The sequence below is a fragment of the Streptomyces sp. NPDC031466 genome (assembly GCF_055581265.1).
Genome location: NZ_JBVIJT010000003.1, coordinates 294,750 through 320,358, shown reverse-complemented (window position 1 = coordinate 320,358; position 25,609 = coordinate 294,750). Strand labels below are relative to the sequence as shown.

Here is a 25,609-nt window from a genome sequence, read left to right as displayed (position 1 = left end):
CCGCGACCCGTACGGCCGCAACCCGTACGGCCGCCACCGGAAGGTGCCCCGGCCACCCCGCCCCTAGGTTCGTGGCAAGGCAGACCTAGGGAGCCCCACGGTGACAGAGACGACCGAGCCCGCCGCGGCCCTGCTGCGGGCGGGGAAGTTCTTCCGGCGCGGCACCACCGCCCCCGACCTGCACAGCGTCGCGCTGACCGGTGGCCGGGACGCGGACGCCTTCTACCGGGACCGCTGGAGCCACGACAAGGTCGTGAACTCCACGCACGGCGTGAACTGCACCGGGTCCTGCCGCTGGAAGGTGTACGTCAAGGACGGCATCATCACCTGGGAGACGCAGGCGACGGACTATCCGAGCGTCGGCCCGGACCGCCCGGAGTACGAGCCGCGCGGCTGCCCGAGGGGCGCCGCGTTCTCCTGGTACACCTACTCCCCGACCCGCGTCCGCTACCCCTACCTGCGCGGCGTCCTCGTCGAGATGTACCGGGAGGCGAAGGCCCGCCTGAAGGACCCGGTGCTCGCCTGGGCGGACATCCAGGGCGACCCGGAGCGCCGGCGCCGTTACCAACAGGCGCGCGGCAAGGGCGGGTTGGTGCGGGCGGGCTGGGACGAGGCCGTGGAGATCATCGCGGCGGCGCACGTCCACACGATCAAGACGTACGGTCCCGACCGCGTCGCGGGTTTCTCCCCCATCCCCGCGATGTCGATGGTCTCGCATGCCGCCGGCGCCCGCTTCATGGGTCTGATCGGCGCGCCGATGCTCTCCTTCTACGACTGGTACGCGGATCTCCCCGTGGCCTCGCCGCAGGTGTTCGGCGACCAGACGGACGTACCGGAGTCGGGTGACTGGTGGGACGCCGCGTATCTGGTGATGTGGGGCTCGAACGTGCCGGTGACGCGGACGCCGGACGCGCACTGGATGGCCGAGGCGCGCTATCGGGGGCAGAAGGTCGTGGTCGTCGCGCCCGACTACGCCGACAACGCCAAGTTCGCCGACGAGTGGCTGCATCCGCATCCCGGCACCGACGGCGCGCTGGCCTTCGCGATGGGGCACGTCGTCCTGAAGGAGTTCTTCGTCGACCGCCAGACGGAGTTCTTCACCGACTACGTGCGCAAGTTCACCGATCTGCCCTTCCTGGTGACGCTGACCGAGCGGGACGGCGCGTACGTGCCCGCGAAGTTCCTGCGCGCCGCCGACCTCGGCGAGGACGGGGAGGGCGGTGACTGGAAGACGGCGGTGCTGGACGCGCGGACCGGGCGGCCCGCCGTGCCGAACGGCTCGCTCGGCTTCCGATGGACGGAGTCCGGCAAGGGCCGGTGGAACCTCGACCTCGGTGACATCGAGCCGCAGCTTTCGCTGCACGGCTCCCCGGTGGCGGCGGGCGTCGAGGTGCTGCTGCCGCGCTTCGACACCGAGGGCGGTGCGCACGGCCAGGGCCGGGGCGAGGTCGTGCGCCGGGGCGTGCCCGCCACCCGCCTCGGCGGGCAGGACGGGCCGCTGGTCACCACCGTCTTCGACCTGCTGCTCGCGCAGTACGGCGTCGGGCGCGAGGGGTTGCCCGGCAGCTGGCCCATTTCGTACGAGGACGCCTCGCAGCCGGGCACGCCCGCCTGGCAGGAAGTACACACCTCCGTACCGGCCGCCAAGTGCCTGCGGATCGCCCGGGAGTTCGCGGCGACGGCGGAGAAGTCACGCGGTCGCTGCATGATCCTGATGGGCGCGGGCACCAACCACTGGTTCCACTCCGAGACGATCTACCGCTCCTTCCTCGCCCTGCTCCAGCTGACGGGCTGCCAGGGCCGCAACGGGGGCGGCTGGGCGCACTATGTCGGGCAGGAGAAGTGCCGCCCCGTGACCGGCTGGGCGACGCTGGCCGGCGGGCTCGACTGGAGCAGGCCGCCCCGGCAGATGATCGGCGCCGCCTACTGGTTCCTCCACACCGACCAGTGGCGCTACGACAGGTTCGCCGCCGACGTGCTCGCCTCACCGCTGGGCGAGGGCCGCTTCGCGGGGATGACCGGCGCCGACTGCCTGGCCCTGTCGGCGCGGACCGGCTGGATGCCGTCGTACCCCACGTTCGACCGCAATCCCCTGGACCTCGCGGAGACCACGGACGATCCGGTGGCCAACGTCGTCGGCGAACTGAAGGCGGGCACGCTGAAGTTCGCCTGCGAGGACCCGGACGCCCCGGAGAACTGGCCGCGTGTCCTGACGCTGTGGCGCGCCAACCTCCTCGGCTCCTCCGCGAAGGGCGCCGAGTACTTCACGAAGCACCTGCTCGGCACGCACTCCTCGCTGCGTGCCGAACAGGCCGCGCCCGAGGAGCGCCCCTCCACCGTGGCATGGCGCGAGGAGGCCCCCGAGGGCAAGCTCGACCTGCTGGTCTCCCTCGACTTCCGCCAGACGTCGTCCACCCTGCTGTCGGACGTCGTCCTGCCCGCCGCGACCTGGTACGAGAAGCACGACCTGTCGACCACCGACATGCACCCCTACGTGCACTCCTTCACCCCGGCCGTCGACCCGCCCTGGCAGGCCCGCACCGACTTCGACACGTTCCGCGTGCTCGCGGAGCGGCTGAGCGAGCTGGCCGTGGACCATCTCGGGGTCCGCAGGGACATCGTCGCGACCGCCCTCCAGCACGACACGCCGGGCGAGACGGCGCAGCCCGGCGGGGTGGTCCTGGACTGGCGCAAGGGCGAGTGCGAGCCGGTGCCGGGCAGGACCCTGCCGAACCTCGCCGTCGTGGAGCGCGACTACACCGCGATCGGCGCGAAGTTCGCCGCGCTCGGCCCGCTGGTGGAACAGCTGGGGCTGCCCGCGAAGGGCATCGCGCTCCGCCCCGACCAGGAGGTGGCGGAGCTGAAGGAACGCAACGGCGTGGTCGTCGGCGGGCCCGCCGACGGCCGCCCGGCCCTGAACACCGCCGTGAAGGCGGCCAACACCATCCTCGCCCTGTCCGGCACGACGAACGGCCGGCTGGCCACGCAGGGCTTCCACACCCTGGAGGAGCGGACCGGCCAGGAGATGGCGCACCTGGCCGCCGAGCACGAGGGCAAGCGCGTCACGTACGCCGACACGCAGGCGGCGCCCGTGCCGGTGATCACCTCGCCGGAGTGGTCGGGCAGCGAGTCCGGCGGGCGCCGCTACACCGCGTTCACCCTCAACACCGAGCACCTGAAGCCGTGGCACACCCTCACCGGGCGCCAGCACTTCTTCATCGACCACGACTGGATGCACGAGCTGGGCGAGGCGATGCCCGTCTACCGGCCCCCGTTGGACATGAACCGCCTCTTCGGCGAACCGCGACTCGGCCCCGACGGCGAGAAGGAGGTGACGGTCCGCTACCTCACGCCGCACAACAAGTGGTCGATCCACTCCGAGTACCAGGACAACCTCTTCATGCTGTCGCTCTCGCGCGGCGGCCAGTGCATCTGGATGGCCCCGCAGGACGCGGACGCGATCGGCGTGCGCGACAACGACTGGATCGAGGCGGTCAACCGCAACGGCGTCGTCGTCGCGCGGGCCATCGTCTCGCACCGCATGCCGGCCGGCACGGTCTACATGCACCACGCCCAGGAGCGCACGGTCAACGTGCCCAAGACGGAGGCCACCGGCAGGCGCGGCGGCATCCACAACTCCCTGACCCGGCTGATCCTCAAGCCGTCCCATCTCATCGGCGGCTACGCACAGTTGTCCTGGGCGTTCAACTACCTCGGTCCGACGGGGAACCAGCGCGACGAGGTGACGGTCATCCGCCGCAGGTCGCAGAAGGTGGAGTACTGAATGCGCGTCATGGCCCAGATCGCGATGGTGATGAACCTCGACAAGTGCATCGGCTGTCACACGTGTTCGGTCACCTGCAAGCAGGCGTGGACCAACCGGGACGGCATGGAGTACGTCTGGTTCAACAACGTCGAGACCCGCCCCGGCCAGGGCTATCCGCGCCGCTACGAGGACCAGGACAAGTGGCGCGGCGGTTGGGAGCTGAACAAGCGCGGCGCCCTGAAGCTGAGGAACGGCGGCCGCATCAAGTCGCTCCTGGAGATCTTCTCCAACCCCAAGCTGCCCGAGATCAAGGACTACTACGAGCCCTGGACCTACGAGTACCGCAACCTCACCGACGCCCCGCTCGGCGACGACTATCCGGTGGCCGAGCCCCGCTCCCTGATCTCCGGCAAACCGATGAAGATCGAGTGGTCGTCGAACTGGGACGACAACCTGGGCGGTGCCACGGAGCACGGCCACCTGGACCCGATGGTCGACAAGGTGCGCCAACAGGCGAGCGAGAAGGTGAAGTTCGCGTTCGAGCAGACGTTCATGTTCTACCTGCCCCGCATCTGCGAGCACTGCCTGAACCCGTCGTGCGTGGCGTCCTGCCCGTCCGGCGCGATGTACAAGCGGGCGGAGGACGGCATCGTCCTGGTCGACCAGGACCACTGCCGGGGCTGGCGCAAGTGCGTGACCGGCTGCCCGTACAAGAAGGTCTACTTCAACCACCGCACCGGCAAGGCCGAGAAGTGCACAATGTGCTATCCGCGCGTCGAGGTCGGCCTGCCGACGGTCTGCTCGGAGACGTGCGTGGGCCGGCTCCGCTACCTCGGTGTCATCCTCTACGACGCCGACAAGGTGACGGCTGCGGCCTCCGAGCCCGACGAACACAGGCTGTATCAAGCCCAGTTGGACGTCTTCCTCGACCCCGAGGACCCCGAGGTGCGGCGCGCGGCCGAGCGGGCCGGCATCTCGTACGACTGGATCGAGGCGGCCCGTCGCTCCCCCGTGCACGCGCTGATCAGCACCTACCGGGTGGCGCTGCCCCTGCACCCGGAGTACCGCACGATGCCGATGGTCTGGTACATCCCGCCCCTGTCGCCGGTGGTGGACGCGCTGACGGAGACCGGGCACGACGGCGAGGACGCCACGAACCTCTTCGGCGCCATCGACACCCTGCGCATCCCTCTGGAGTACCTCGCGGAGATCTTCACCGCAGGGGACGTGGGCCCGGTGCGGGCCTCGCTGGAGAAACTCGCGGCGATGCGGGCGCACATGCGGGCCGTCAACCTCGGCGACACCCCCGACGGCGACGTGGCGCGGTCGGTGGGGATGTCGGGACCGCAGATCGAGCAGATGTACCGGCTGCTGGCCATCGCCAAGTACGACGAGCGGTACGTCATTCCGACCGCGGCCCTCGGCGACGCGCGGCGCCTGGAAGAATCGGCCCTTCCCGAACTCTCGGACTCCTGCAGCCTCGACTTCGAGGGCGGCCCCGGCATGGGTGGCGACGGGCCGTTCGGCCAGGACTCGGGGCGCCGGCAGCTGCCGCTGGTCACCATCGAGAACTTCCACACGCTCCGCGACCGGCAGACCGCCGACCGGGAGCCGAGCGCCGCCGAGAAGGCCCACGCGGCCGAGGAGGACGACCAGTGACGACCGAGCACGCCGTCCTCCACCAGGCCGCCGCGTTCTGCCTCGCCTACCCCGACGAGGACTTCCACGCGCGGCTGCCGCTGCTGCGGGCCGCCGCTCCCCCGCCGCTGGCCGGGTTCGTGACGTACGCCGAGACCACCGCGCCCCGCGAGCTCGCCGCGCACTACGTCCAGGTCTTCGACTTCAAGAACCGCCACAGCCTGTACCTGAGCTGGTGGCGGGACGGCGACACCCGGCGGCGCGGCATGGCCCTGGTCCGCTTCAAGGAGGCCTACCGCGCGCACGGCCTGGAGTTCACCGGCGAGGAACTGCCGGACTTCCTGCCCGCGGTCCTGGAGTTCTCCGCGCAGGCGGGCCCGGAGCTGCTCATGGAGCACCGCGGCGGTCTGGAACTGCTGCGGATCGCGCTCGGCGAGTGCGGCACGCCGTACGCGGACGTGCTCGACGCGGTGTGCGCGACCCTGCCCGGCCCCTCGCCCAGGGACCGCGCCGAGGCGCTCGCCCTTGCCCGCTCGGGGCCGCCGCGCGAGGACGTCGGCCTGGAACCCTTCGCACTCATCGGGGAGCACTGATGAAAACGCTGCTGTGGGGCGCCCTCCCCTACCTCGCCTTCGTGCTGCTCGTCGCCGGCACGATCTGGCGCTACCGCTATGACAAGTTCGGCTGGACGACCCGCTCCTCGCAGGTCTACGAGTCCAAGCTGCTGAACATCGCCTCCCCGATGTTCCACTACGGCATCCTCTTCGTCCTCGTCGGGCACCTGGTCGGCCTGTTCCTTCCCGAGTCGTGGACGGACAAGGTGGGCGTCAGCGAGCACACCTACCACCTGTTCTCGCTGTACGGCGGCACGGCGGCCGGCGCCCTGCTCGTACTCGGCATCCTGCTGCTGCTCTACCGGCGGCGGACCAATACGCCGGTGTTCCGCGCGACGACCGCCAACGACAAGCTGATGTACCTGGTGCTGTTCGCGGCGATCGTCCTCGGCATGGTCGCGAAGCTCTCGCACGCCTCCGGGGACGGCTACAACTACCGTGACTCCATCGCCCCTTGGGCCCGCAGTCTGTTCACGCTCCGCCCGGACGTCGACCGGATGACGGGCGTGCCGCTGCTGTACGAGATCCACGCGGTGGTCGGCATGGTGCTCTTCGCGCTGGTGCCCTTCACCCGGCTGATCCACATGTTCAGCGCGCCGCTCCAGTACCTCTTCCGGCCGTACGTGGTCTACCGCGCCCGGGACCCGCGGCGGCTGGGTGCGCGGCCGGAGCGGCGCGGCTGGGAGCGTACGGGCTCTTAAGCCGTCCCGCCCGGACCGTCGTTGCCGTCCCGCCCCTGCTTGCCCTTGTCGTCCTCGTCCACGATCTCGGCGTCCACCACGCCCTCGCCCTCCTCGGCGGCGGCCGCCCCGGCCGGCTCGTCCCGGATGCCCCCGCTCTGGTCGGTGGTCGCGTGCATCACCTGGCCCATCTGCCGGCTGACCGTCGCCAACTTTTCGGCGCCGGCCGCCTCCACGCCGGCCCTGGTCCGGGCGGGCACCTTGTCGAAAGTTGAGCGAAACGTTGTCAAGGTCAATGGGTTGACGCGACGATGCCGCCACCCCCTGGACGGGGACGGCGGCATCGCGGGGGCGCGCCGGGCGGCGGCGCGTCAGGCCAGCTTGGCCGACAGGGTGATGGTCGTGCCGGTCAGTGCCTGGCTGACGGGGCAGTTCGCCTTGGCGTCCTCGGCGGCCTGGGTGAAGGCCGCCTCGTCGAGGCCCGGCACGTCGCCCTCGACGGTGAGGTGGATGCCGGTGATGCCGGTGCCCGGCTGGAAGGTGACGTCGGCCGAGGTGGTCAGGCGGCTCGGCGGGGTGCCCGCGCCGGTCAGGGCGTGCGACAGCGCCATGGAGAAGCAGCTGGAGTGCGCGGCGGCGATCAGCTCCTCCGGGCTCGTCTTGCCGTTCGCCTGCTCGGCGCGCGACGGCCAGGACACGGCCTGCTCGCCGATGCCGGAGGAGTCGAAGGTGACGGTGCCCGAGCCCTCCGTCAGAGAGCCTTCCCAGACCGTGTGCGCGGAGCGCGTGGTTGCCACGATGCAGTTCCCTTCAGTGCGGTTCCGTGAGCGGAGTGCGGTTCCGTGATCGGAGGTCCGCTGCCACCATCCGATCACACTCACGGGGAGAACGGGACTTCCGCGCCTCCCCGGGTCGCGGGCGAGCGCGCCGCCGCGCGTGTCCGGGCGCGGGTGGGCACCGTCACCGCGGGGCGCGCCGCACCCCGGCCACGGCGAGGATCGCGCCCAGGAGGCACAGCACTCCCGTGACGAGTACGGCGGTGTGCACGCCGTTCATGAACGCCTGGCCGCTGCCTTCGGTGATCGCGGCCCTGAGCTGTGCGGGCATCTCACCGGAGACGGGGGCGACTCCCATGGCCACCGCGTCCTTGGCCTCGTGCAGCCCCTCGGCCATGGGCGCGGGCACCCCGGCGGAGGTCAGCTCGCCGGTGAGGGTCGAGCCGACCCGGCCGCTGATCAGGGAGACGAGGACGGACGTACCGAGCGCGCCGCCGATCTGCAGCGCGGTGGCCTGCAGTCCGCCCGCCACCCCGGCGTCCCTGACCGGCGCGTTGCCGACGATCGCTTCGGAGGAGGCCGCCATCACCATGCCGACGCCGAGACCGAGCGCGACGAACGGCGGCCACATCGCGGTGTACGAGGAGTGCGCGCCCCAGCCGAGCATGCCGAAGGAGGCGGCGGCCTGGAGGACCATGCCGGCCGGCATGGTCAGGCGGGCACCGAACTTCTCGGTGAGCTTGGCGCCCAGCGGCGAGGCGAGGACGGAGGCCAGGCTGAGCGGCAGCGTGCGGACACCGGCTTCGACCGGCGTGAAGCCGCGGACGTTCTGCAGGTAGAGCATGACGAAGAAGATCACGCCGAGCAGGACGAAGAAGTTGACCGCGGTGATGAGCGTCCCGATGGTCAGGGCGGGATCGCGGAACAGGCGCATCGGCAGCAGGGGCTGCGTGACGCGCGTCTCGTACCAGCCGAAGGCCAGCAGGACGACGAGGCCGGCGGCGAGCGTGCCCAGGGTGGGGCCCGAACTCCAGCCCCACGTCTCGCCCTTGACCACGCCGAAGACGACCGCGAGCAGGCCGAGCGCGAGCAGGACGACGCCGGGTACGTCGAAGCGGTGCCGGTCGGCGGGGTTCTTGCTCTGCGGCAGCACCAGCGCGCTGAAGGCGAGGGCGACGACCCCGATCGGCGCGTTGATGTAGAAGACCGACTCCCAGGTGACGTGCTCGACGAGCAGGCCGCCGACAATGGGGCCGAGCGCCGTGGACACGGACGAGACCATCGCCCAGATGCCCACCGCCATACCGAATTTCTTCGGCGGGAACACCGCGCGCAGCAGGCCGAGCGTGTTGGGCATCAGCAGGGCGCCGAAGAAGCCCTGTACCGCGCGGAAGGCGATGACGCCCTCGATCGAGCCCGCGAGACCGATGGCGACGGAGGCGGCCGTGAAGCCCAGGACGCCGATCATGTAGAAGGTGCGTCGCCCGAAACGGTCGCCCAGCTTCCCGCCGAGAATCAGCGCGGCGGCCAGTGCGAGCAGGTACGCGTTGGTGACCCATTGCAGATCGGCGGTGGACGCGTGCAGGCCGCGGCCGATCTCCGGGTTGGCGATGGAGACGACGGAGCCGTCCAGGCCGACCATGAACAGGCCGAAGGCGACGGCGACCAGCGTGAGCCAGGGGTTGCCGCGACGGCGGTGCGGCGTGTCGGGCGGGGAGGGTGCGGGCAGGGGTGAGTGATCCACGACGGTGGAGGGCATGGTAGTGCCTTGTTTCTCGGAGAGCGGGGCGAGCGGCGGGGCGCGGACCGGCGCGCGGGCGCCGTCGGTCAGTGGGCGGCGGGGTGAATGTGCGGCGCCAGCCCGCGCAGGGCGCCGAGGGCGGACCCGATCGCGGCGCGATCCCCGTCGGTGAGGGCGTCCAGCGCCTCGCTGACGTACCCCTGCAGGAGGTTTCCGACCGCGGCGAGGCGGCGGCGTGCCTCGGCGGTGGTGTGCAGGTGGGCGACGCGCTTGTCGTCCGGATCCTGTCGGCGCTCCAGCAGTTCCTGACCGACCAGTTGGGTGACCAGGGCGCTCACGTTGTTCGGCTTCATCAGCAGCTCGTCGGCCGCCTCGCGCACGGTGATGCCGTCCCGCTCCGCGACGAGCCGCAGCAGCGCCAGCTGGCCCTCGGGCAGCTTGGCGTGCGGGAAATCCTGGGCCAGACGCCGGTCGAGTGCCCGGTGCAGCGCGGGCAGGGCGGCCGCGAGCCCGGAGGCGAGGCGGCGCGTGTCCTGGTCGGGCGCGTGGGAGGCGGGCATACGCCGATCATAGGTATGCGCCCATACCTATGTCAACATAGGCTTTTACGTCCGGGGCGGGCCCTGCGACGGCGGCTCACCGCGGCGCGTAGATCATCCCGAGCTTGTCGACGCCGACGCCCGCACGGCCCGTGAAGCCCACGATCCGTGTGCCGGCCGGGGCCGTGAAGGTGACGGCGTCCGGGGTCGGGGTGCCCGCGGCGAGGGAACGGCCCGCGTCGGTGCCGAACCTGGCGGAGAAGAGGCGGGTGCGGCCGTCCTTCTGCCCCTTGGTGAGCGTGACCGAGGTGAGGTGCTCGCCGGGAGCCAGGGTGAGGGAGACGAGGGTGCCGCCGGCGCCGCCGTGGACCAGCTCGGTGCCGCCGTCCAGAGTCAGGGCCACCGCGTCGAGCCGGGCTCCGCCGCGCAGGGTCAGTGTGCGGGGTGCCGGAGTGCCCGGGGGCAGGTCGTCGCTGTCGTTGAACGCGGTGCCGTGCGGCCCCCCGAACTGGTCGCCGGCGCGCAGGCCGGGGTCGAGCTTCCAGGAGAAGTCCACGGTGTGGGGGTAGTGGTCGGAGAGCGGGGCGCCCTCGGCGTCACGGAACGCCGGGTGCTCGTTGTGGTACCGGTCGGCGCTCAGCGCGACGAGCGGGCCGCCCCGGTAGAGGACCTTGTCGACGACCTCGCAGTGGTCGGTGACGTGAGCGGGGTCGCACAGCAGCGGCTCTGAGCCGGCGGGCGGAGGGGAGCCGTCGCGCACGAGCCGCACCCACGCGTCGGTCAGGCCGTTGCGGCTCGCGAGGTCGCGGATGTTGTCGCCGGCGCGGGTGTAGCGGGTGTTGGTGTCGCCCATCACGATCACCGCGTTGCCGCCGGAGTTGGCGGCGATGAAGTCGGAGAGCTGCGTGATGTTCGCACGGCGCGCGGCGAGGTCGGCCTCGGTCGAGCCGGCGTTGGTGTGCACGTTGTAGACGTCGACGGTGACACCTTCCGCCAGTCGCGCCCGGGTGAGGCTGAAGCCCTTGGGCGTCAGGCAGTCGGTGCCGTTGCACGTGTCCCAACGTACGCGTTCGAAGTCGCTGTACGGCACGTCCGAGAGGGTGTTGAGACCGTCACCGAAGGGCACGCCGCCGCTGGTCGCGGTGCGGTACGGGTGGTTGTCACCGGCGTAGAGGGCCGCGTGGTGGTTGAAGTCCTCCTGGACGTTGACGATGTCGTAGTCGGCGAGCCGCGGCGAGATCAGCGGGGTGTTCCGCTCAGGGTGCCCGGAGGACATCCCTTCGGGCAGCCCGGCGACGTTGTACGTCAGCACGGTGAACGAGCCCTGGGTGGCCGCGACGGCCTTCCCGGCCGGGACAGGGGCCCCGGTACCTGCGGTGGCGGCGGCGCCAGTGGCGGCCCATACCGCCGTGACGGCCACGGACAGCGCCGCGAGGCGCAGGCGGGTGGCGACGCTCGGCCGATCACTGCTCATGGCACGTCCTCGTCGTCCGCCCGCGAGAATCCTCCCCGAGAATCTCCACGGGGAAGGAGAGTGGTCAGGCGACGGTAGTGAGGGCCGGCGTGGGAGTCAACGGGCGTGCGATGCCCTGGTCGTCATGGCGAAGCCGCCGGGCCCTGCCGGTGGTCGGGTTCAGCGCAAGCCGGTGATCCTGGCCGGCGAGTATGGGATGCTGCGGCCCGGCGCCCTCACCATCGGGGATGCCAGGGCCTGTTGGACGGAGTGCCAGGAGAGCGATGGGCAACGGCAGCCGCCTCGCCGCCCGGGGGCGCCGCCCCTCAGGGGCTGGTTAGGCGTGCGGTACTACCTCTACGTCTCCACCGCCAAGGTGGACATGCTGTACGGGCAGATCCCGCCGAAGCTTCTGCGGCGTCTCGCCGTCGAGGCCAAGGTCGACCTGAAGGTCGTGAGCGTGGCTGTGCAGTCACCGCGCGCCGACACGAGCGCGTACGACCGTCTCGACCTCGTGGAGGCCTACCTGGAGCGGGAGTTCGACGTCGGCTGGATGACGGAGCCGACGGCCTGGTTCCGCGGGGACCTGGGGTTGCGGATCGCGGGGTACGGCGACGCGAACGGACCGACGCTGATGATGGGCGAGGACGGTGACACGCTGGTCGCGCTCATCGGCTCGGCCCACCACTTGATCGGCTACCAGATCGCGCCCGACATGCCCAGGGTCGGCTTCTCGGGACTGCCGTCGATGTTCGCACTGCTGCGGGACTTCCCGCCCGCATGGGAGTCGCAGATGAGTGTCCCCCGGCGGAACGGTAGGCGCACCGCGGACGGTGACAGCATCATGCGCGAAGTACGCCAGTGCGCCGAGGCGTTGACGGTACCGCCGGTGTACGGCGAGTTCCTGGCACGTCAGTTGCTGCGTGGCACCGTGACACGGGAGGACGGGCGGGAGCTGACGGTCGTCATCGGGACACCGGTGTACGTGGCGATGTCGGACCCGGAGGGCGGGGAGGCCTGAGTGGAGCGGGCGACGTCGTGGGCCGAGCTGGTGCGGATGCGCGTGGAGGGCGATGTCGCGGGCCTGTGCCGGGCCGCACGGTCCGCTGACCAGGACATCGCGGAGTCGGCGATCCGACTGCTGGGCGGCGGCACGGGATCGCCGGAGGCCGTCGAGGCGCTCCTCGCCTGTCTCCGGTGGAACGACGAGCCACGTCCTGGACTGCGCTGGTGCGCCGCGGAGTCGCTGGGGCGGCTGCGGGAGCGGCGCGCGGTACCGGCACTGGTGCGGCTGCTGGCCGAAGGGCGCGACAGTCGCGTACAACCGGTTGAGTCCGTGTGCGAGGCGCTGGCCGCCATCGGGGGTCCGGAGGCCGTAGGCGGACTCCTCCACGTGCTCGACCTGGTGGCGGGCGACCACCACAGGTACACGGCCGTGCCGGTGCTCGACGCGCTGGCCCGGCTGCGCCCGCGCGAGGCGGTGACGCCGCTCCTCGCCTCCCTCTGGCACTATCTGCCCGACCACGCGGGACACCTGGTGCGCACGCTCGGGGCGATCGGCGACCCGCGCGCCGGCTCCGCGCTCCTCGTCCTCGTGCACTCCCCCACCTCGGACACGCACCTGCGCCGGGCCGCGCTCCGGGCGCTGTACGCGCTGCAGGCCCGCGCCTGGCCGCCCGGACGCCGCTATCCGTCCGCCGAGGAGGTGCTGCGCGAGACGCAGCGCGACCCGGACCCCGACACGGGCCGCCTCGCGACGGCCCTGCTCTCCCGGACCGAGGGCGGCCGGGAGTTTCTGTGGGGTGTGCTCCGCGCGGCGGCCCACGCACCGCACGACGCCGGGTGCCCGCCGCACGCCGTGGCCGCCGTCTGCGACCGTGTCGCGGACGCCCCCGGCCTCTTCGGCGTGGACGTGCCCGGCCGGTCCGCGTACGTCGCCCTGCTCCGGCACCACCTGCGCGAGGCAGCGGCACCGACCGTGCGCCGGGCCGCCGCCCGTGCCCTCGCCGCCTGCGCGGGCCCCGGAGCGGTCGAGGCGCTGCTGGTGGCCCTGGGCGACGCGCGGAGCAGCGACACGGTGGCGGACCTGCTCGCCGGCCTGCGCAAGCCGCCGCTGCGGGAGGCCCTGGCCCTGCTCGCCGATCCGGACCGGCCCTCGGCCCAACGGAGCGGTGCGGCAAGGACGTTGGGAGTGGCCCGGTACGCGGCCGCCGTGCCCTCGCTGCTGGCCGCCCTGGCGGACGACACGTCCCCGGCGGCGGTGCGCACCTCGGTCGTGGACGCGCTCGGCGCCCTGCGGCTCCGGGCGGGATCCGCACCCCTCGCGGCTCTGGCGCGGGACGAGGGGCAGCCCGGCACCGTGCGCGCCCGCGCCGTGCGGGCCCTCGGCCTGATCGGCGCGCCGGACACGCTGCCGGTGGTGTTGGCGTGCGCCCGCTCCCCGCACGAGGCGATACGGGGGCGGGCGGCGACGGCGTTGGGCGGTTTCCCGGTGCCGGCGGCGGCCAGGGCGCTCGGGGAGGTCGTCGCGCACGACCCGGAGCCCGACATCGCGCGGGCCGCCGCGCGCGCCCTCGGCCGGATCGGCGCCGCGGCCCTGCCCGTCCTCGTCCGGCTCGCGGATGACGTGCGCGAGGGCGCCGCGGACCAGCTCGTCGCGGCGCTCGCCGTTCGCTCCGAGGCCGAGGCGACGCGGGCGTTGGGCCGGCTGGCGACGGCGCCCCCGACCCGGGAGGCGGCGCGCGCCGCGCTGTGTGAGCGGGGTACCCCGGACTGCGTCGAGCCCCTGGCCGCGCTGCTCGACGCCGACTTGCACCCCCACGCCCAGGAGGCCGTCGTACGGGGGCTGCTGCGGATCGACACCGACGCGGCACACGAGCGGGTGCTGGACCACTGCCTCAGGGCCACGCATGCCCGTCAGTGGCACGTCGAGGTGCTGGACGTCATGGCCCGCTCACGCATCCGTCCTCACGCGTGGCCCACGCCGGAAGCGGCGTCCGGCTGCCGGGAGACCCGGGGCGAAAACGGGCCGCGTGCGGTCGGTGCCGGTGCCTGAGATGTTCGAGGCGGCGGCGCAGGTGCGCGGGAGCGGATACGAACACAGGGTGGGGGCCGCCGCGCCACAGGGGCCGCTGGGGTGCGGGGACAGGGCCGGGACGAGGTGCCTATGGCCTGAATGGCAGCTGGGCAAGGGCCGCCCGCGGTGACACTTTGAGGCCCCCTCGCGCAGGACAGCGAGGAGATCCTCCCAGGAGGTATGGCCATGCGCATCAACTACTCGGACCGGGGTCCGTCCCCGCTGCAACCGGAGAAGCCCCAAGCGGCGGGTGAGCGCGACTCGACCTTCGGCTGGTGGGGTGCCTTCAGCATCCAGAAGTTCGTCAACCAGTCGTCGCTCTACCACACGCACGCCGACGCCACCGGCTGGCTGGCGTACCTCCAGCAGTTCTACGACCGCAACTTCTGGTTCGCCGACGGCGGCGCCCAGGTGTGGGCGTACGAGGAGACGTACGACAACTGGCAGGACCGGTACGGCATGGACGCCGTCTGCGCCGTCTACCACTCGGGCCACGGCGGCATGGACGGCAACGGCGTGTTCTTCGCGCCGCTCGGTGCCGCCTGGGACGGGCGCACCGACGCCGTCTCGAACCGGATGGCCCTCGGCAACGAGAAGGCCAATTATGTCTTCTGGTCGACCTGTGACTCGTTGAAGGTCACCGGGGGGCACTCGCCGATCCGTACGTGGGCCGGACCCAACATCGGCTTCCGCATGATCTTCGGGTTCGAGACCGTCAGCATCGACAGCCCGGACTACGGCAAGAAGTTCTGGGAGAAGTGGCGGGCCGGACAGACGTACTGCGACGCCTGGCTGAACGCCAGCTGGGACATCCACCACGGTCAGGCGCCCTCGGTAGCCGCGACCGGCGCCACCCAGGCCGAGGCCGTCAACCGCCTCGACACCGAGCGCAACTTCTACCGCGAGCACGTACCGGACAACTGGTACGCGTGGCGCTGGTACTACGCCCGCGAAGGGGTCAGGGAAGCCCTCACCCGGCTGCCCGGGCAGCGTCGGATCGTGCGGCTCGCGCCGTGCGACCCGGGCGCGGAACTCACCCGTCTCGGGCAGCTGGCCGACTTCCCGTCGGCGGCGTTGCAGGAGATCCAGGTGGAGCGCCAGGGCGTGCTCAACGCGGCCTCCGGCGACCGGATCGTCTCCACCGACGCGCGCGGGGTCAGCTGGGTCCGGCTCGCCGCGCCCAACCACCGCAACACCCACCAACTGCCCACCGACCGCGCCGTGGCGGCGGCGCGCGCGTTCGCCGAAGGGCACGCGCAGGGCGCCGAACTGATCATCGACAGCGTGCACGACTTGATGCAGAACTCCGGGACGAAGGACGGCTCCGAGGTCGGACACCCGGTCTCGCTGGAGACGCATGTGACGTTCCGGCAGGTCTTCGACGGCGTGCCCGTCATCACACCGGGCCAGGGCCTGATCCGCGTCGGCCTCGACAACGACGGGACCGTCGTCCAGTCGCAGATCGCGACCCGCGAGGCGACCGGTGTGACGCGCGAGCCGAGCGCGGACGTCGCACCGCCCGAGCCGGGTGGCGGCAGGCCCGCGGCGGCTCCGTCGGAGCGCGACCCCCGCACGGCGCTCGACGCGGCGCAAAGGACGCTGCTCGCCCACCTGGCGGCGGTCACCGCCGGCGACGAGGGGCATGGCGCGGCGGCGCGGCAGGAGCCGCGGGTCCAGGACGTGCCCGGCACCTTCGAGGTCGGCTACGAACTGGACGGTGACGAGGCGTACCCCGCGGCCCGCAAGCTGATCGAGATCGGCTCGCCGGACAGCATGTTCCGGACGCGGCGCTGGGTCGTCGCACCCCTGGCGAGGTAGGCCTCCCGGGGTCAGGCGTGAGAGGTGGCGGTCCGCTGCTTGCGGGCCGCCATCACCGCGTACACCAGCACCCCGAGGAACAGGAAGAGCACGCCCTGGTAGACGGCCGCGTACCCGGAGCCGGCGACCAGCCACAGGGAGAACGCGAACGCGATGACCGCGAGGAGCCCGTCGCGCACCAGGCGGCCGCGGTGGACGCGCTCGCCCTGCCCGGAGACCAGGAAGTAGATCTGAGCGACGGTGGCCAGCAGGTACGGCACGGTCGCGGTGAACGTGGTGATCAGGACCAGGGACTCGAAGACGCCGCTGGCGCCCGCCGTGTAGTTGTAGACGGTCAGCAGCGAGGCGAGGACGACGGTGACGAGGACGCCGACGGTCGGCACGCCGCGCTTCTTCCTGGCGAACGCGCTCGGGAACAGGCCGTCGCGCGCGGCCGCGTACGGCGTCTGGGCGCTCAGCAGCGTCCAGCCGTTGAGGGCGCCGACCATGGAGACCAGCGCGGCCAGCGCGACGGCGGTGCCGCCCCAGGAGCCGCCGAACATGGCGTTCACGGCGTCCGAGAAGGGCGCGCTGGAGCCCACCAGCTTGTCGTGCGCGACGGTCCCGAAGACGGCGAGGGTGCCGAGCAGGTAGACGAGCGCGGCGCCGAGCGTGCCGAGGATCGTGGCGCGTCCGACGTTGCGCCGGGGGTCGCGCACCTCGCCGGCGCTGACGGCGGCCGACTCCACGCCGAGGTAGGAGAAGAGCAGGATGGCCGCGGCCGCCGAGACGGCACCGACGGGACTGTCGTCGCTCGCCCGGAAGGGCCCGAGGTTGGCGCTGTCGAAGAAGAAGAGGCCGCCGACGGCGACGAGCAGCAGCGGCAGGAACTTCAGTACGGTGGCGACGAGCTGGACCGCGCCGACGTACCGGGTGCCCGCGAAGTTGGCGAGGGCGGGCAGGAGTTGCAGGACGAGGGCGGCGAGGCAGGCGGTCCACTTGTGCTCGTTGACCGGGACGAGCACGTCCAGGTAGCCCACGGCGGCGACGGCGAGGGCCGCGTTGGACACCCAGGTGGTGATCCAGTACGACCAGGCGGCCAGGAAGCCTGCGAAGTCGCCGAAGGCCTCACGCGCGTAGACGTAGGGGCCGCCGGTGCGCGGATCGCGTTCGGCCAGGCGCCCGAAGACGAGCGCCAGGGCTATCGCGCCCGCGGTCAGGACGCCGAAGGCGACCAGGCTGATCGTGCCGAAGGGCGCGACGGAGGCCGGGAGCAGGAAGATGCCGCCGCCGATGATGTTGCCCGTCACGAGACAGGTGGCGATCGGCAGCCCGAAGCGCCGGGCGTGCTTGCTCGGTGCCTGTTCGGCCGGTGCCGGCGGCGCCTGTTCGGGGGCCGGAGCCGACTGCGGTGCGGTTCCGGTGTCGTGCATGGGGTGCTGCGCCTCTCGTCGTGCCGGGGTGCCCGGGATCGCCGGGCGAAGCCATGGTCGGGCACGGCGGACGCTGCTCCAAATCAGCGTGTTTTGTCCTGCGCGGCCGGGTCGGCGGCCGCAAAAGCTGTGCCGACGGGCTCTTGGGGCAGTGGATCATTCACCGGAACGGGAGCCTCCGCGACGGTCACCGGCACCTCGGGCCCCAGCGCCTCGCCCAGCCAGCGGCGCAGCACACGGTGGACCGCTTCGGCGCCGACCAGCTCCTCGCCGTCCGCGACAGGGGCGGAGAGCACCAGCGGGGAGAGCAGGAAGGCACGGCTCTGCGCGCCGCCGAGGCCGCCGTGCGAGCCGATCTGCTCCTCGAAGGCGAGCACCTCGCCCTCCCGCGGGTCGTACCAGGAGTTCACCATGATGTCGGCGGCGTGCGGAAAGCCGTCGGTGCGGCGCACCGCGTCCGCCGCCCCCGGCCCGAAGTCCGCGAGCGGCCCGAGGTCGGCCGGCTCCTCGTCCAGGTACACCTCGGCGCCCCGCGCCCCGAGCACCAGCGGGCCGCGCTCCGCACTGCGTACGAGGAGGAAGCCGACGCCCGGATGGTCGGCGAGGGTGGACAGCAGCGCCGGATGGCGGCGGTCGATCTCCTCGCGGGTCATGCGGTGCCCCACGTCGGGGAAGGACACGAGGCCCAAATTGCCGGAGGCCAGCACGATCGGCTCCGCGCGGTGGGCCGGGCGGTGCTCCCCCGCGCCCTCCTCGACCGGGCGGCGCAGCGCCGCCCGTACCGCGGCCCGGGCCTCGGCGCCGCTGTGCGTGCGCCGCGCCCGGCGCGGCACGGGCAGCCCGCAGCCGGCCCGGACGAGGTCGGCGAGGGTGAGGCCGTAGCGGGTGCGGAAGGTCTCGCCCGGGCTCTGCCCGTGGTCGGAGAGCAGCACGATGCGGTAGGCGCGCGGCGCGTGCTCGGCGACCTGGGCGAGCAGCGCAAGCGAGCGGTCCAGGCGCCGGAGCACCTTCTCCACGTCGGGTCCGGTCGGCCCGGAGTGGTGCGCCACCTCGTCGTAGGCGACGAGGTCGGCGTAGACCGCGCTGCGCCCGGCGAGCATGTCGCCGATGACGGCGGCCACCACCACGTCCCGCTCCACGACGGTCGCGAAGGCGCGGATGAAGGGGTAGAGCCCGCCGCGGCCCACGCGGGGGCGGCGGCGCTCGACGCGGGCGCGCGTGGACTCGCCGATCTCCCGGCAGACCTCCGCGACGAAGGAGAGCGCGGTGCGCACGGCGTTGGCGGGATCGGAGAAGTAGGCGAAGTATCCGGCGCGCGAGCGGTTCTTCTTGTCCCTGCGCGCGGCCATGGACAGGACGAGCGCGAGCTGCTCGGCGCCCCCGCTGAAGAGGTTGCCGCGGCTGGCCCCGTCGACGGTGAGCAGACCGCCGTCCCCGGCGCGGCGGACGGCACGGCGCTGCAACTCGACGGCGGAGGCGGGCCGGTTGCTGACCATGACCTCGCCGGTGTCCTTCTCGTACCACCGGAAGGCGGGCACGTCGTGGTTGGAGCCGTGCAGGATGCCGAGCTGGCTGGCGCCGGTCTGGCTGGACCAGTCGGTGCGCCAGGGAGTCAGGCGGTGGGTCGCGGCGCCCTCCTCCCCCAGCCAGCGGCCGACGGTGGGCATGAGGCCCTTGGCGACTGCGCCGCGCAGGACGTCGTGGCCGACGCCGTCGAGCTGGACGAAGACGGTGCCGGGGGCGATGGGGCCCGGCCGCTCCCGGGTGCCGCGCCGCCTGCGGCGGTCGGCGAGGCGGTACAGGCGCCGCCGGTAGGCGTCGTCGTCCCGGACGGCGAGGGCGCCGCCCGCGGCCGAGGCGACGGCCGACATCACCGCGGCGACGACTACGGCGGTCTCTGCGCCGGCCTCGCCCCGGTCCTCGGGGATGAGGCTCAGGGCGAGCAGCAGGAGCGAGCCGTTGAGGAAGAAGGCGAGCAGGCCGAGCACGAGGGCGGGCACGAGCAGCAGGGCGCGCACCAGCAGCGGCCACACCAGGGCGGAGAGCAGACCGAAGGCGCCGGCGCCGTAGGCGGCGGTGACCGCGATGCGGGTGGCGCTGTCGCCGTCGTCCGCCTGGAGCTTGAAGTCCGGCAGGATCCCGGCGAGGACGAGCATCGTCAGGGTGCTGACCGCCCAGACCGCGACCACCCGCCACAGGGTGCTGCCGACCCTGCGCCACCGTGCTCTCCCCACGCCCTGCCCTCTCGCCCTTCCCCCCGAACCGGACACCAGCGTGTCACAACCCGTCGGGGCGGGGCCCGGCGCCCGTCGATCAAGGACGGTCAGCGGCTCGGTCAAGGACGGTCAGCGGCTCGGTCAAGGAAGGTCAGCGGCTCGGTCAAGGAAGGTCAGCGGCCCGATCAAGGGCGGTCAGCGGCCGTCGTAGCCCGCCGTCGGCATGGACAGGCGGCGGTGCACCCTGGCCTTCATGCGCGCGTCGTACGCGGGTTCGGCGAGGCCCGCCGTCTCCATCCGCACCCCTCGCCGCGCACACTCCGCGGTGAACTCCTCGGGGCAGCGCAGAGCCCGCTCCAGGACGCGGCGGCTCGGCACCACGAAGAGGTCGACGAGGCCCGCCTCGACGTCCGCCCACAGCATCACGTGGTCCGCGCGCAGCTCCCGTACGAGGAATTCGCGGGTGATCACATAGCCCTGGTCGGCGGCCCAGCGCGCGCATATGGCGTACTGGCTGCGCGAATCGACCAGGAAGGGGTCGGCGTCCAGCTCCTCCAGAGGGGTGAGGCTGGCGATGGCCGCCGCCCGCACCACATGCCCGCCGGCGCCCGGGTCCTCGCCCATGGCGTCCCCCTCACCTCGGTCCCGGCCGCCGACCCTACTCCTGGCCGTAGGCTCTGAGACAGTCGTACGAAGGAGGAACCGGGTGCCCGTCGAGGTCACATGGTGGGGCCACGCCACTTGCACGGTCGAGGATTCGGGCGTCCGCGTACTCACCGACCCCCTTTTCGCCCGCCGACTCGCGCATCTGCGGCGGCGCAGGGGCGCGCCGCCACCGCCCGGCGCGGCGGTCGCCGACGTCGTGCTCGTGTCGCATCTGCACGCCGACCACCTGCACATTCCCTCGCTCGCGCGGCTCGCGCCGGGCACCCGTGTGCTGCTCCCGCGCGGCGCGGCACGCTCGGTGCCCGGCCTGACCCGCAGGCTGTCCCACCTGCGCTTCACCGAGGTCGGGCCGGGCGAGGAGGTCCCGGTCGGCGACGTGGTCGTACGCGTGGTCCCGGCGCTGCACGACGGGCGGCGGCTGCCCATGGGGCCGCAGCACTCCCCCGCGCTCGGCTACGTCGTGCACGGTGAGGCCCGCACCTACTTCGCGGGGGACACCGGGCTGTTCGACTCGATGGCGGCCGAGGTCGGGGACGTGGACGTGGCGCTGCTACCGGTCGGCGGGTGGGGACCCTATCTGGGCCACGGGCATCTGGACGCGGGCCGGGCCGCCGAGGCGCTCACCCGCATCGCGCCGCGCAGCGCGATCCCGGTGCACTACGGCACGTACTGGCCGATAGGGATGGACGCGGTGCGCCCCCATGAATTCCACGCGCCGGGGCACGAGTTCGTGCGCCACGCGGCGCGGCTGGCCCCGAAGGTGGCGGTGCACCGGCTCGCCCACGGCGAGAGCGTGCTGCCGGAGGTGTCCGGGTGATCCTCGCCGTGGCGGCCCAGGTGTCGCCGCAGAGCACCCAGCAGGCCGTCGCCTATCCGTCGCTGTTCCTGCTGGTGGTGATCGGCGCGCTGGTGCCGGTGGTGCCGACGGGCGCGCTGGTCAGCTCGGCGGCGGTGGTGGCCCTGCACCGGATGCCTCCGTACGCGCTGCTGATCGTCTTCGGTGTCGCCGCGCTCGCCGCGTTCCTCGGCGACATCGCCCTGTACTGGCTGGGGCGGCGCGGCATGCGGTCGAAGAACGGCTCGCGCTGGCTGAAGGCGCTGCGCGACCGGGCGCCCGAGGAGCGGCTCGCGCAGGCGCAGGACAAGTTGCGGGACCACGGCGTCATGGTCCTGGTGCTGTCCCGGCTCGTGCCCGCCGGGCGGATCCCGGTGATGCTGGCGTGCCTGATGGCCGACATGCCGCTGCGCCGGTTCGCCCGCGGGGACATGCCCGCGTGCCTGGCGTGGGCGGTGACGTACCAGTTGATCGGCATATTGGGCGGCTCGCTGTTCGAGCAGCCCTGGGAGGGGGTCGCGTTGGCGATCGCGCTGACGGTGCTGATCAGCGTGGCGCCGAGCGCGTGGCGCAGGGTGCGGGGCGCCCCCGCCTAGTAGTGCTTCGTTAGGTCTTTTCGTTGACGCTGATCAAGAGCATGTTGGGGTGTGTGGATGCGCATGAAGTGAACCGATTGCGGGCGGCGTTAGCGATGTTCGTGGCGGATGTTTTCGCCTCTGTGCCGCGTAGGGATCAGCGGGCCAAGGGTGAGTGTTATCTGCGGGGCCTGATGCTCGACGGTCGGCGCAATTCGATCCAGCCGATGGCCGGACGTCTGCCGGACGGGAACATGCAGGCCCTGCAGCAGTTCGTGAACCAGTCGCCGTGGGATCCGCTGCCGGTCAGGAAGCGGATCGCCGAGCGGCTGAGCGGATTTGTCAGGCCCGAGGTGTGGGTGATCGACGACGTGTCGTTCCCCAAGTGCGGCAAGGCGTCGGTCGGGGTGGCCCGCCAGTACTGCGGAGCGGTCGGTAAACGGGCGAACTGCCAGGTCGCGGTCACTGTCCATGCCGCCACCGACAACGCCTCGTGCCCATTGGAGTGGCAGTTGTATCTGCCCCGTGAGTGGACGGACGAGCCGGACCGATGCCGAAGGGCAGGAGTCCCCGACAACGTGGTGCACCAGGAGAAATGGCGTCTGGCGCTCGGCCTCCTGGACACACTCGCCCAGTGGCAGCTGAAGGCCCCGGTCGTGGTCGCCGACGCCGGCTATGGCGTCAGCACCCCGTTCCGGCTCGCTCTCCAGGGGCGGGGACTGTCCTATGTCCTGGCCCTGAACGGGAAGGAAGTCGCCCACCCACAAGATGCCGAGCCGCACCGGCCCGCTTACGCAGGGCTCGGACCGCCCACCCTTCCCCGCTACCGCACCCCGCCGCGAGCCATCTCCACCCTCGCGGCACAGACGGGCTCGGAGCGGTTCACCGAGGTGACCTGGCGGCAGGGCAGCAAAGGCGCGATGACCTCACGGTTCACGGTGCTGACAGTGCGGCCTGCGGGCAAGCAGTCCCTGGCCGCAGCTCAGGAGGCGGGCGGCGGCCGCAACCGCTGGGACGGCGTCCTGCCCACCCAGACCCTCCTGGCCGAATGGCCGGACGACCAGGACGCCCCGACCGGTTACTGGATATCGAACCTGCCCGCCACCACCCCGGTCGCTGACCTGGTGCGGTGGGCGAAGATGCGCTGGCGGATCGAACACGACTACCGCGAACTCAAACATGGCCTGGGTCTGGACCACTTCGAGGGCCGCACCTGGCGCGGCTGGCACCACCACGTCACCCTCGTCACCGCCGCCCAGGCCTTCCTCACCCTCCGCAGGCTCGACCCAAAAGTCCAGGCACCGGCCCGAGCCTCTACCAGACCCTCGACACACTCCAAGGCCTGCTGAGGTGCTGGACCGGAACCTGCACTACCTGCGGCCGCCCCCTCAAAACCAGCAGAACCAGAACAAGAACCTAACGAAGCACTACTAGGGCCTCTCTTCCGGATCTTGCCGGGCCGGGCCGTGAGGGGGTGCGCGCGGTGTGTGGGCGGCCTCAGTCCAGCACTCGTGACGCCCCCACCGGCAGGTCCCACAGGTCCTCGCGGGGCCGGCCGGTCCTCTCCCAGGCCGCGCGGACCCGGGTGAGGGGTTCGAGGACCGGCTCGGCGGAGAGCAGGAACGTCCCCCAGTGCATGGGGGCCATCCGCCGGGCGCCGAGGTCGAGCGCCGCCTGGACCGCTTCCTCGGGGTCGCAGTGGACGTCGCTGAGCCACCACCGCGGGTCGTACGCCCCGATGGGCAGGAGCGCGAGGTCGATGCCGGGAAAGCGGTCGCCGATCCGCCGGAACCAGTGGCCGTAGCCGGTGTCGCCCGCGAAGTGGACCCGCCGCCCCCGGGCGTCGGTCAGGACCCAGCCGCCCCACAACGTCCGGCAGGTGTCCAGCAGGCCCCGCTTGGACCAGTGGTGGGCGGGCACGAAGTCGAGGCGCACCCCGCACAGCTGTGCGCCCTCCCACCAGTCGAGTTCCGTGACGCGGCTGAAGCGGCGGCGGGTGAACCAGCGGCCGAGCCCGGCGGGGACGAAGACCGGGGTGTCCCTCGGGAGCCGGCGCAGGGTGGGCGCGTCCAGGTGGTCGTAGTGGTTGTGGCTGATGACGACCGCGTCCACGCGCGGCAGCGCGCTCCAGGCGACGCCCACGGGGGTGACCCGGGCCGGGGTGCCGAGGATCCTGCGGGACCAGACCGGGTCGGTGAGGACGGTCAGGCCACCGATGCGGACGATCCAACTGGCGTGGCCCGCCCAGGTGACCGCGATCGTGTCGGCGTCCACCCGGGGCAGGGGGCCCGGCTCGTAGGGCAGCCGCCCGAGGTCTGCGAGGCCTTCGGGGCGCGGCCGCAGGGCCCCTTCGCGGGCGAACCGCGCGAAGGCGCGCAGGCCGGGCAGCGGCGTGGTCAGCCGGTCGGCGAACGACCGGGGCCACCGGCGGGGGCCGCCGAGCAGGGGCGGCGGCGCGGTCGAAAGGGGTTCCTGCTCCCGCTGCTGCCGCGAGCGCCCCCGCCGCGCCTGCTCGTGCGCCTGCTGCTGGGTCACCGAGGGGGCTCCCTTCACCGTGCTTCCGCGCGGAGATCGTCGAAGGCGGTTGTGAATATGCGCAACGCCCTGTCCACGTGCGGCAATTCCAGGGGATCCGGCGCGCCGAGAGACGCCAGGCGCTCCTCGGGGGTCGAGCCGAGGAGCGGTCCGGTGGACAGCCGTACGCGCAGGGCGTCGATGGCGTCGCCGAACCGGTGGCCGCCGGGCGCGGGCATCCCGAGCCGGGTGCCGAGGAAGTCCTCCAGGTCCTGGGCGTCGCCGACGCCGCGTGCGGCGAGCGCGGGGCGCAGCGGGCCGAGGTCGACGTAGAGGTGGCGGCCCGCCTGCGGGGGCCCGGCCAGTGCGCCGGCGGCCAGGACGGCGCGGCGCGCGGCGGTGGCCACGCGTGCGTGCAGGCGGACGGTGGCCGCCAGCCGTTTGGTGACCTCGTCCGGTTCGGCCAGCGCGTAGGCCGCCGCGGCGGCGGCCGGGGCCGCGAGGGACGCGCCGAGGGCGGTGAGGACGTCGAGGGTGCGGGCGCGCAGGGCGGCGCCCTCCGTCGTGACGGGGAAGCGGGCGAGGGCGGCGGGCAGGCTCGGGGGCAGGAAGGGGCCGCCGAGGTCGCAGAGGACGGTCACCCGCTCGTGGTCCATCTCGGCGGGGCCGATCAGGACGGTGTCGCGGGGGTGGTGCAGGGTGTCGCGCCAGGTCTCGTCGCTGACCACGTGCAGGCCCTCGTCGGCCGCCGCCTCGACGGCCTCGTGCAGCACCTCGGGGGGCGGCACGGTGGCGGTCGGGTCGTCGGCGACGCTGAGCACGAGCAGCCGGGGCCGGCCGCCCTCGGCGCGGACGCGGCGGACGGTCTCCAGGAGGGCGTACGGGTCGGGGACGCCGCCGCACTCGGCGGGCGTCGGCACGTGGTAGACGCCGTGGCCGAGCAGCCGCGCCTGGGGCGCCCACCAGGCGGGGCAGGGGCGCGGCAGCAGGACGTCGCCGCCGAGGGCCGCGGTGAGGGCCAGCAGCAGGGGCGGGGCGCCGGGGGCGGCGACGAGGTGGCCGTGCCCGGCGGGCAGGCCGCGGCGTGACCAGTAGCCGCCCGCCGCGTCCAGGAACGCGGGGCCGCCGCCGGGGGCCTCGCCGTCGGGGCGGGCGGCGGCCGAGGCGGCGGCGGACGCCAGTTCCGGCAGGACGGGCAGGCCCGCCTCCGGCAGGGGCGGCCCGTACCGGACGGGGCCGCGGCCCTCGGGGTCCGTCCGCCTCATGCGTACCTCCGTGCACTCTCGTGCC

20 protein-coding genes are annotated in these 25,609 nt (G+C 72.7%); 10 read left to right on the top strand and 10 right to left on the bottom strand.

What is annotated here, in order from left to right:
* Positions 1-100 precede the first annotated feature (100 nt).
* Genes ACZ5GP_RS07435 through narI form a run of 4 tightly spaced genes read left to right on the top strand, consistent with a single transcriptional unit; the run spans position 101 to position 6,719 of the window.
* Positions 101-3,784: a nitrate reductase subunit alpha gene (locus ACZ5GP_RS07435; protein ID WP_468749879.1), complete on the top strand. Its 3,684-nt coding sequence runs from the start codon at positions 101-103 to the stop codon at positions 3,782-3,784.
* Positions 3,785-5,425: a nitrate reductase subunit beta gene (gene narH / locus ACZ5GP_RS07430; RefSeq protein WP_468749878.1), complete on the top strand. Its 1,641-nt coding sequence runs from the start codon at positions 3,785-3,787 to the stop codon at positions 5,423-5,425.
* Positions 5,422-5,997, top strand: coding sequence for a nitrate reductase molybdenum cofactor assembly chaperone (gene narJ / locus ACZ5GP_RS07425; protein ID WP_468749877.1), 576 nt, complete (start codon positions 5,422-5,424; stop codon positions 5,995-5,997). The genes narH and narJ overlap by 4 nt, the downstream gene beginning before the upstream one ends.
* Complete coding sequence (narI, locus tag ACZ5GP_RS07420; protein WP_468749876.1) at positions 5,997-6,719, top strand: respiratory nitrate reductase subunit gamma; 723 nt, start codon at positions 5,997-5,999, stop codon at positions 6,717-6,719. The genes narJ and narI overlap by 1 nt, the downstream gene beginning before the upstream one ends.
* Here the strand turns inward: narI and ACZ5GP_RS07415 are convergent.
* From ACZ5GP_RS07415 to ACZ5GP_RS07395, 5 genes are all read right to left on the bottom strand, one after another.
* On the bottom strand, positions 6,716-6,958 hold the full coding sequence (locus ACZ5GP_RS07415; protein ID WP_468749875.1) for a hypothetical protein: 243 nt from the start codon (positions 6,956-6,958) through the stop codon (positions 6,716-6,718). The two genes, narI and ACZ5GP_RS07415, sit on opposite strands and share 4 nt — an antisense overlap.
* Positions 6,959-7,069: 111 nt before the next feature.
* Positions 7,070-7,495: an OsmC family protein gene (locus ACZ5GP_RS07410; protein ID WP_361086524.1), complete on the bottom strand. Its 426-nt coding sequence runs from the start codon at positions 7,493-7,495 to the stop codon at positions 7,070-7,072.
* Between the two features lie 163 nt (positions 7,496-7,658).
* Entirely contained in the window at positions 7,659-9,233 is a 1,575-nt protein-coding gene (locus ACZ5GP_RS07405) for an MFS transporter (protein ID WP_468749874.1), read from the bottom strand.
* Positions 9,234-9,301: 68 nt separating this feature from the next.
* Complete coding sequence (locus ACZ5GP_RS07400) at positions 9,302-9,775, bottom strand: MarR family winged helix-turn-helix transcriptional regulator (RefSeq protein WP_468749873.1); 474 nt, start codon at positions 9,773-9,775, stop codon at positions 9,302-9,304.
* Between the two features lie 76 nt (positions 9,776-9,851).
* The gene (locus tag ACZ5GP_RS07395; RefSeq protein WP_468749872.1) at positions 9,852-11,228 is read right to left on the bottom strand and encodes a jacalin-like lectin; all 1,377 of its coding nucleotides are present in this window, start codon (positions 11,226-11,228) and stop codon (positions 9,852-9,854) included.
* 322 nt (positions 11,229-11,550) lie between these two features.
* On the opposite strand from ACZ5GP_RS07395, the gene ACZ5GP_RS07390 reads away from it, so the two are divergent.
* The 3 genes from ACZ5GP_RS07390 (at position 11,551) to ACZ5GP_RS07380 (ending at position 16,101) form a co-directional block, all read left to right on the top strand.
* Positions 11,551-12,228 (top strand): DUF7019 family protein, encoded by a 678-nt coding sequence (locus ACZ5GP_RS07390; protein ID WP_468749871.1) that lies wholly within the window; start codon positions 11,551-11,553, stop codon positions 12,226-12,228.
* Complete coding sequence (locus ACZ5GP_RS07385; RefSeq protein WP_468749870.1) at positions 12,229-14,262, top strand: HEAT repeat domain-containing protein; 2,034 nt, start codon at positions 12,229-12,231, stop codon at positions 14,260-14,262.
* A 207-nt stretch (positions 14,263-14,469) separates the two neighbouring features.
* On the top strand, positions 14,470-16,101 hold the full coding sequence (locus tag ACZ5GP_RS07380; RefSeq protein ID WP_468749869.1) for a DUF6345 domain-containing protein: 1,632 nt from the start codon (positions 14,470-14,472) through the stop codon (positions 16,099-16,101).
* A gap of 11 nt (positions 16,102-16,112) precedes the next feature.
* Here the strand turns inward: ACZ5GP_RS07380 and ACZ5GP_RS07375 are convergent, their stop codons facing one another.
* The 3 genes from ACZ5GP_RS07375 to ACZ5GP_RS07365 form a co-directional block, all read right to left on the bottom strand.
* Positions 16,113-17,513, bottom strand: coding sequence for an amino acid permease (locus ACZ5GP_RS07375; protein WP_468749868.1), 1,401 nt, complete (start codon positions 17,511-17,513; stop codon positions 16,113-16,115).
* An 83-nt stretch (positions 17,514-17,596) separates the two neighbouring features.
* Positions 17,597-19,747: a phage holin family protein gene (locus tag ACZ5GP_RS07370; RefSeq protein ID WP_468749867.1), complete on the bottom strand. Its 2,151-nt coding sequence runs from the start codon at positions 19,745-19,747 to the stop codon at positions 17,597-17,599.
* Positions 19,748-19,924: 177 nt separating this feature from the next.
* Positions 19,925-20,353, bottom strand: a complete 429-nt coding sequence (locus ACZ5GP_RS07365; protein ID WP_468749866.1) for a hypothetical protein — start codon at positions 20,351-20,353, stop codon at positions 19,925-19,927.
* Positions 20,354-20,435: 82 nt separating this feature from the next.
* On the opposite strand from ACZ5GP_RS07365, the gene ACZ5GP_RS07360 reads away from it, so the two are divergent.
* Genes ACZ5GP_RS07360 through ACZ5GP_RS07350 form a run of 3 tightly spaced genes read left to right on the top strand, consistent with a single transcriptional unit; the run spans position 20,436 to position 23,154 of the window.
* Entirely contained in the window at positions 20,436-21,212 is a 777-nt protein-coding gene (locus ACZ5GP_RS07360) for an MBL fold metallo-hydrolase (protein ID WP_468749865.1), read from the top strand.
* The gene (locus ACZ5GP_RS07355) at positions 21,209-21,826 is read left to right on the top strand and encodes a DedA family protein (protein ID WP_468749864.1); all 618 of its coding nucleotides are present in this window, start codon (positions 21,209-21,211) and stop codon (positions 21,824-21,826) included. The genes ACZ5GP_RS07360 and ACZ5GP_RS07355 overlap by 4 nt, the downstream gene beginning before the upstream one ends.
* Positions 21,827-21,879: 53 nt before the next feature.
* The gene (locus ACZ5GP_RS07350; RefSeq protein ID WP_468749863.1) at positions 21,880-23,154 is read left to right on the top strand and encodes an IS701 family transposase; all 1,275 of its coding nucleotides are present in this window, start codon (positions 21,880-21,882) and stop codon (positions 23,152-23,154) included.
* A 148-nt stretch (positions 23,155-23,302) separates the two neighbouring features.
* Here ACZ5GP_RS07350 and ACZ5GP_RS07345 read toward each other — a convergent pair whose 3' ends face one another.
* Both ACZ5GP_RS07345 and ACZ5GP_RS07340 read right to left on the bottom strand, forming a co-directional pair.
* Entirely contained in the window at positions 23,303-24,250 is a 948-nt protein-coding gene (locus ACZ5GP_RS07345) for an MBL fold metallo-hydrolase (RefSeq protein WP_468750156.1), read from the bottom strand.
* A gap of 104 nt (positions 24,251-24,354) precedes the next feature.
* Positions 24,355-25,584, bottom strand: coding sequence for an aminotransferase class I/II-fold pyridoxal phosphate-dependent enzyme (locus tag ACZ5GP_RS07340; protein WP_468749862.1), 1,230 nt, complete (start codon positions 25,582-25,584; stop codon positions 24,355-24,357).
* Positions 25,585-25,609 lie beyond the last annotated feature (25 nt).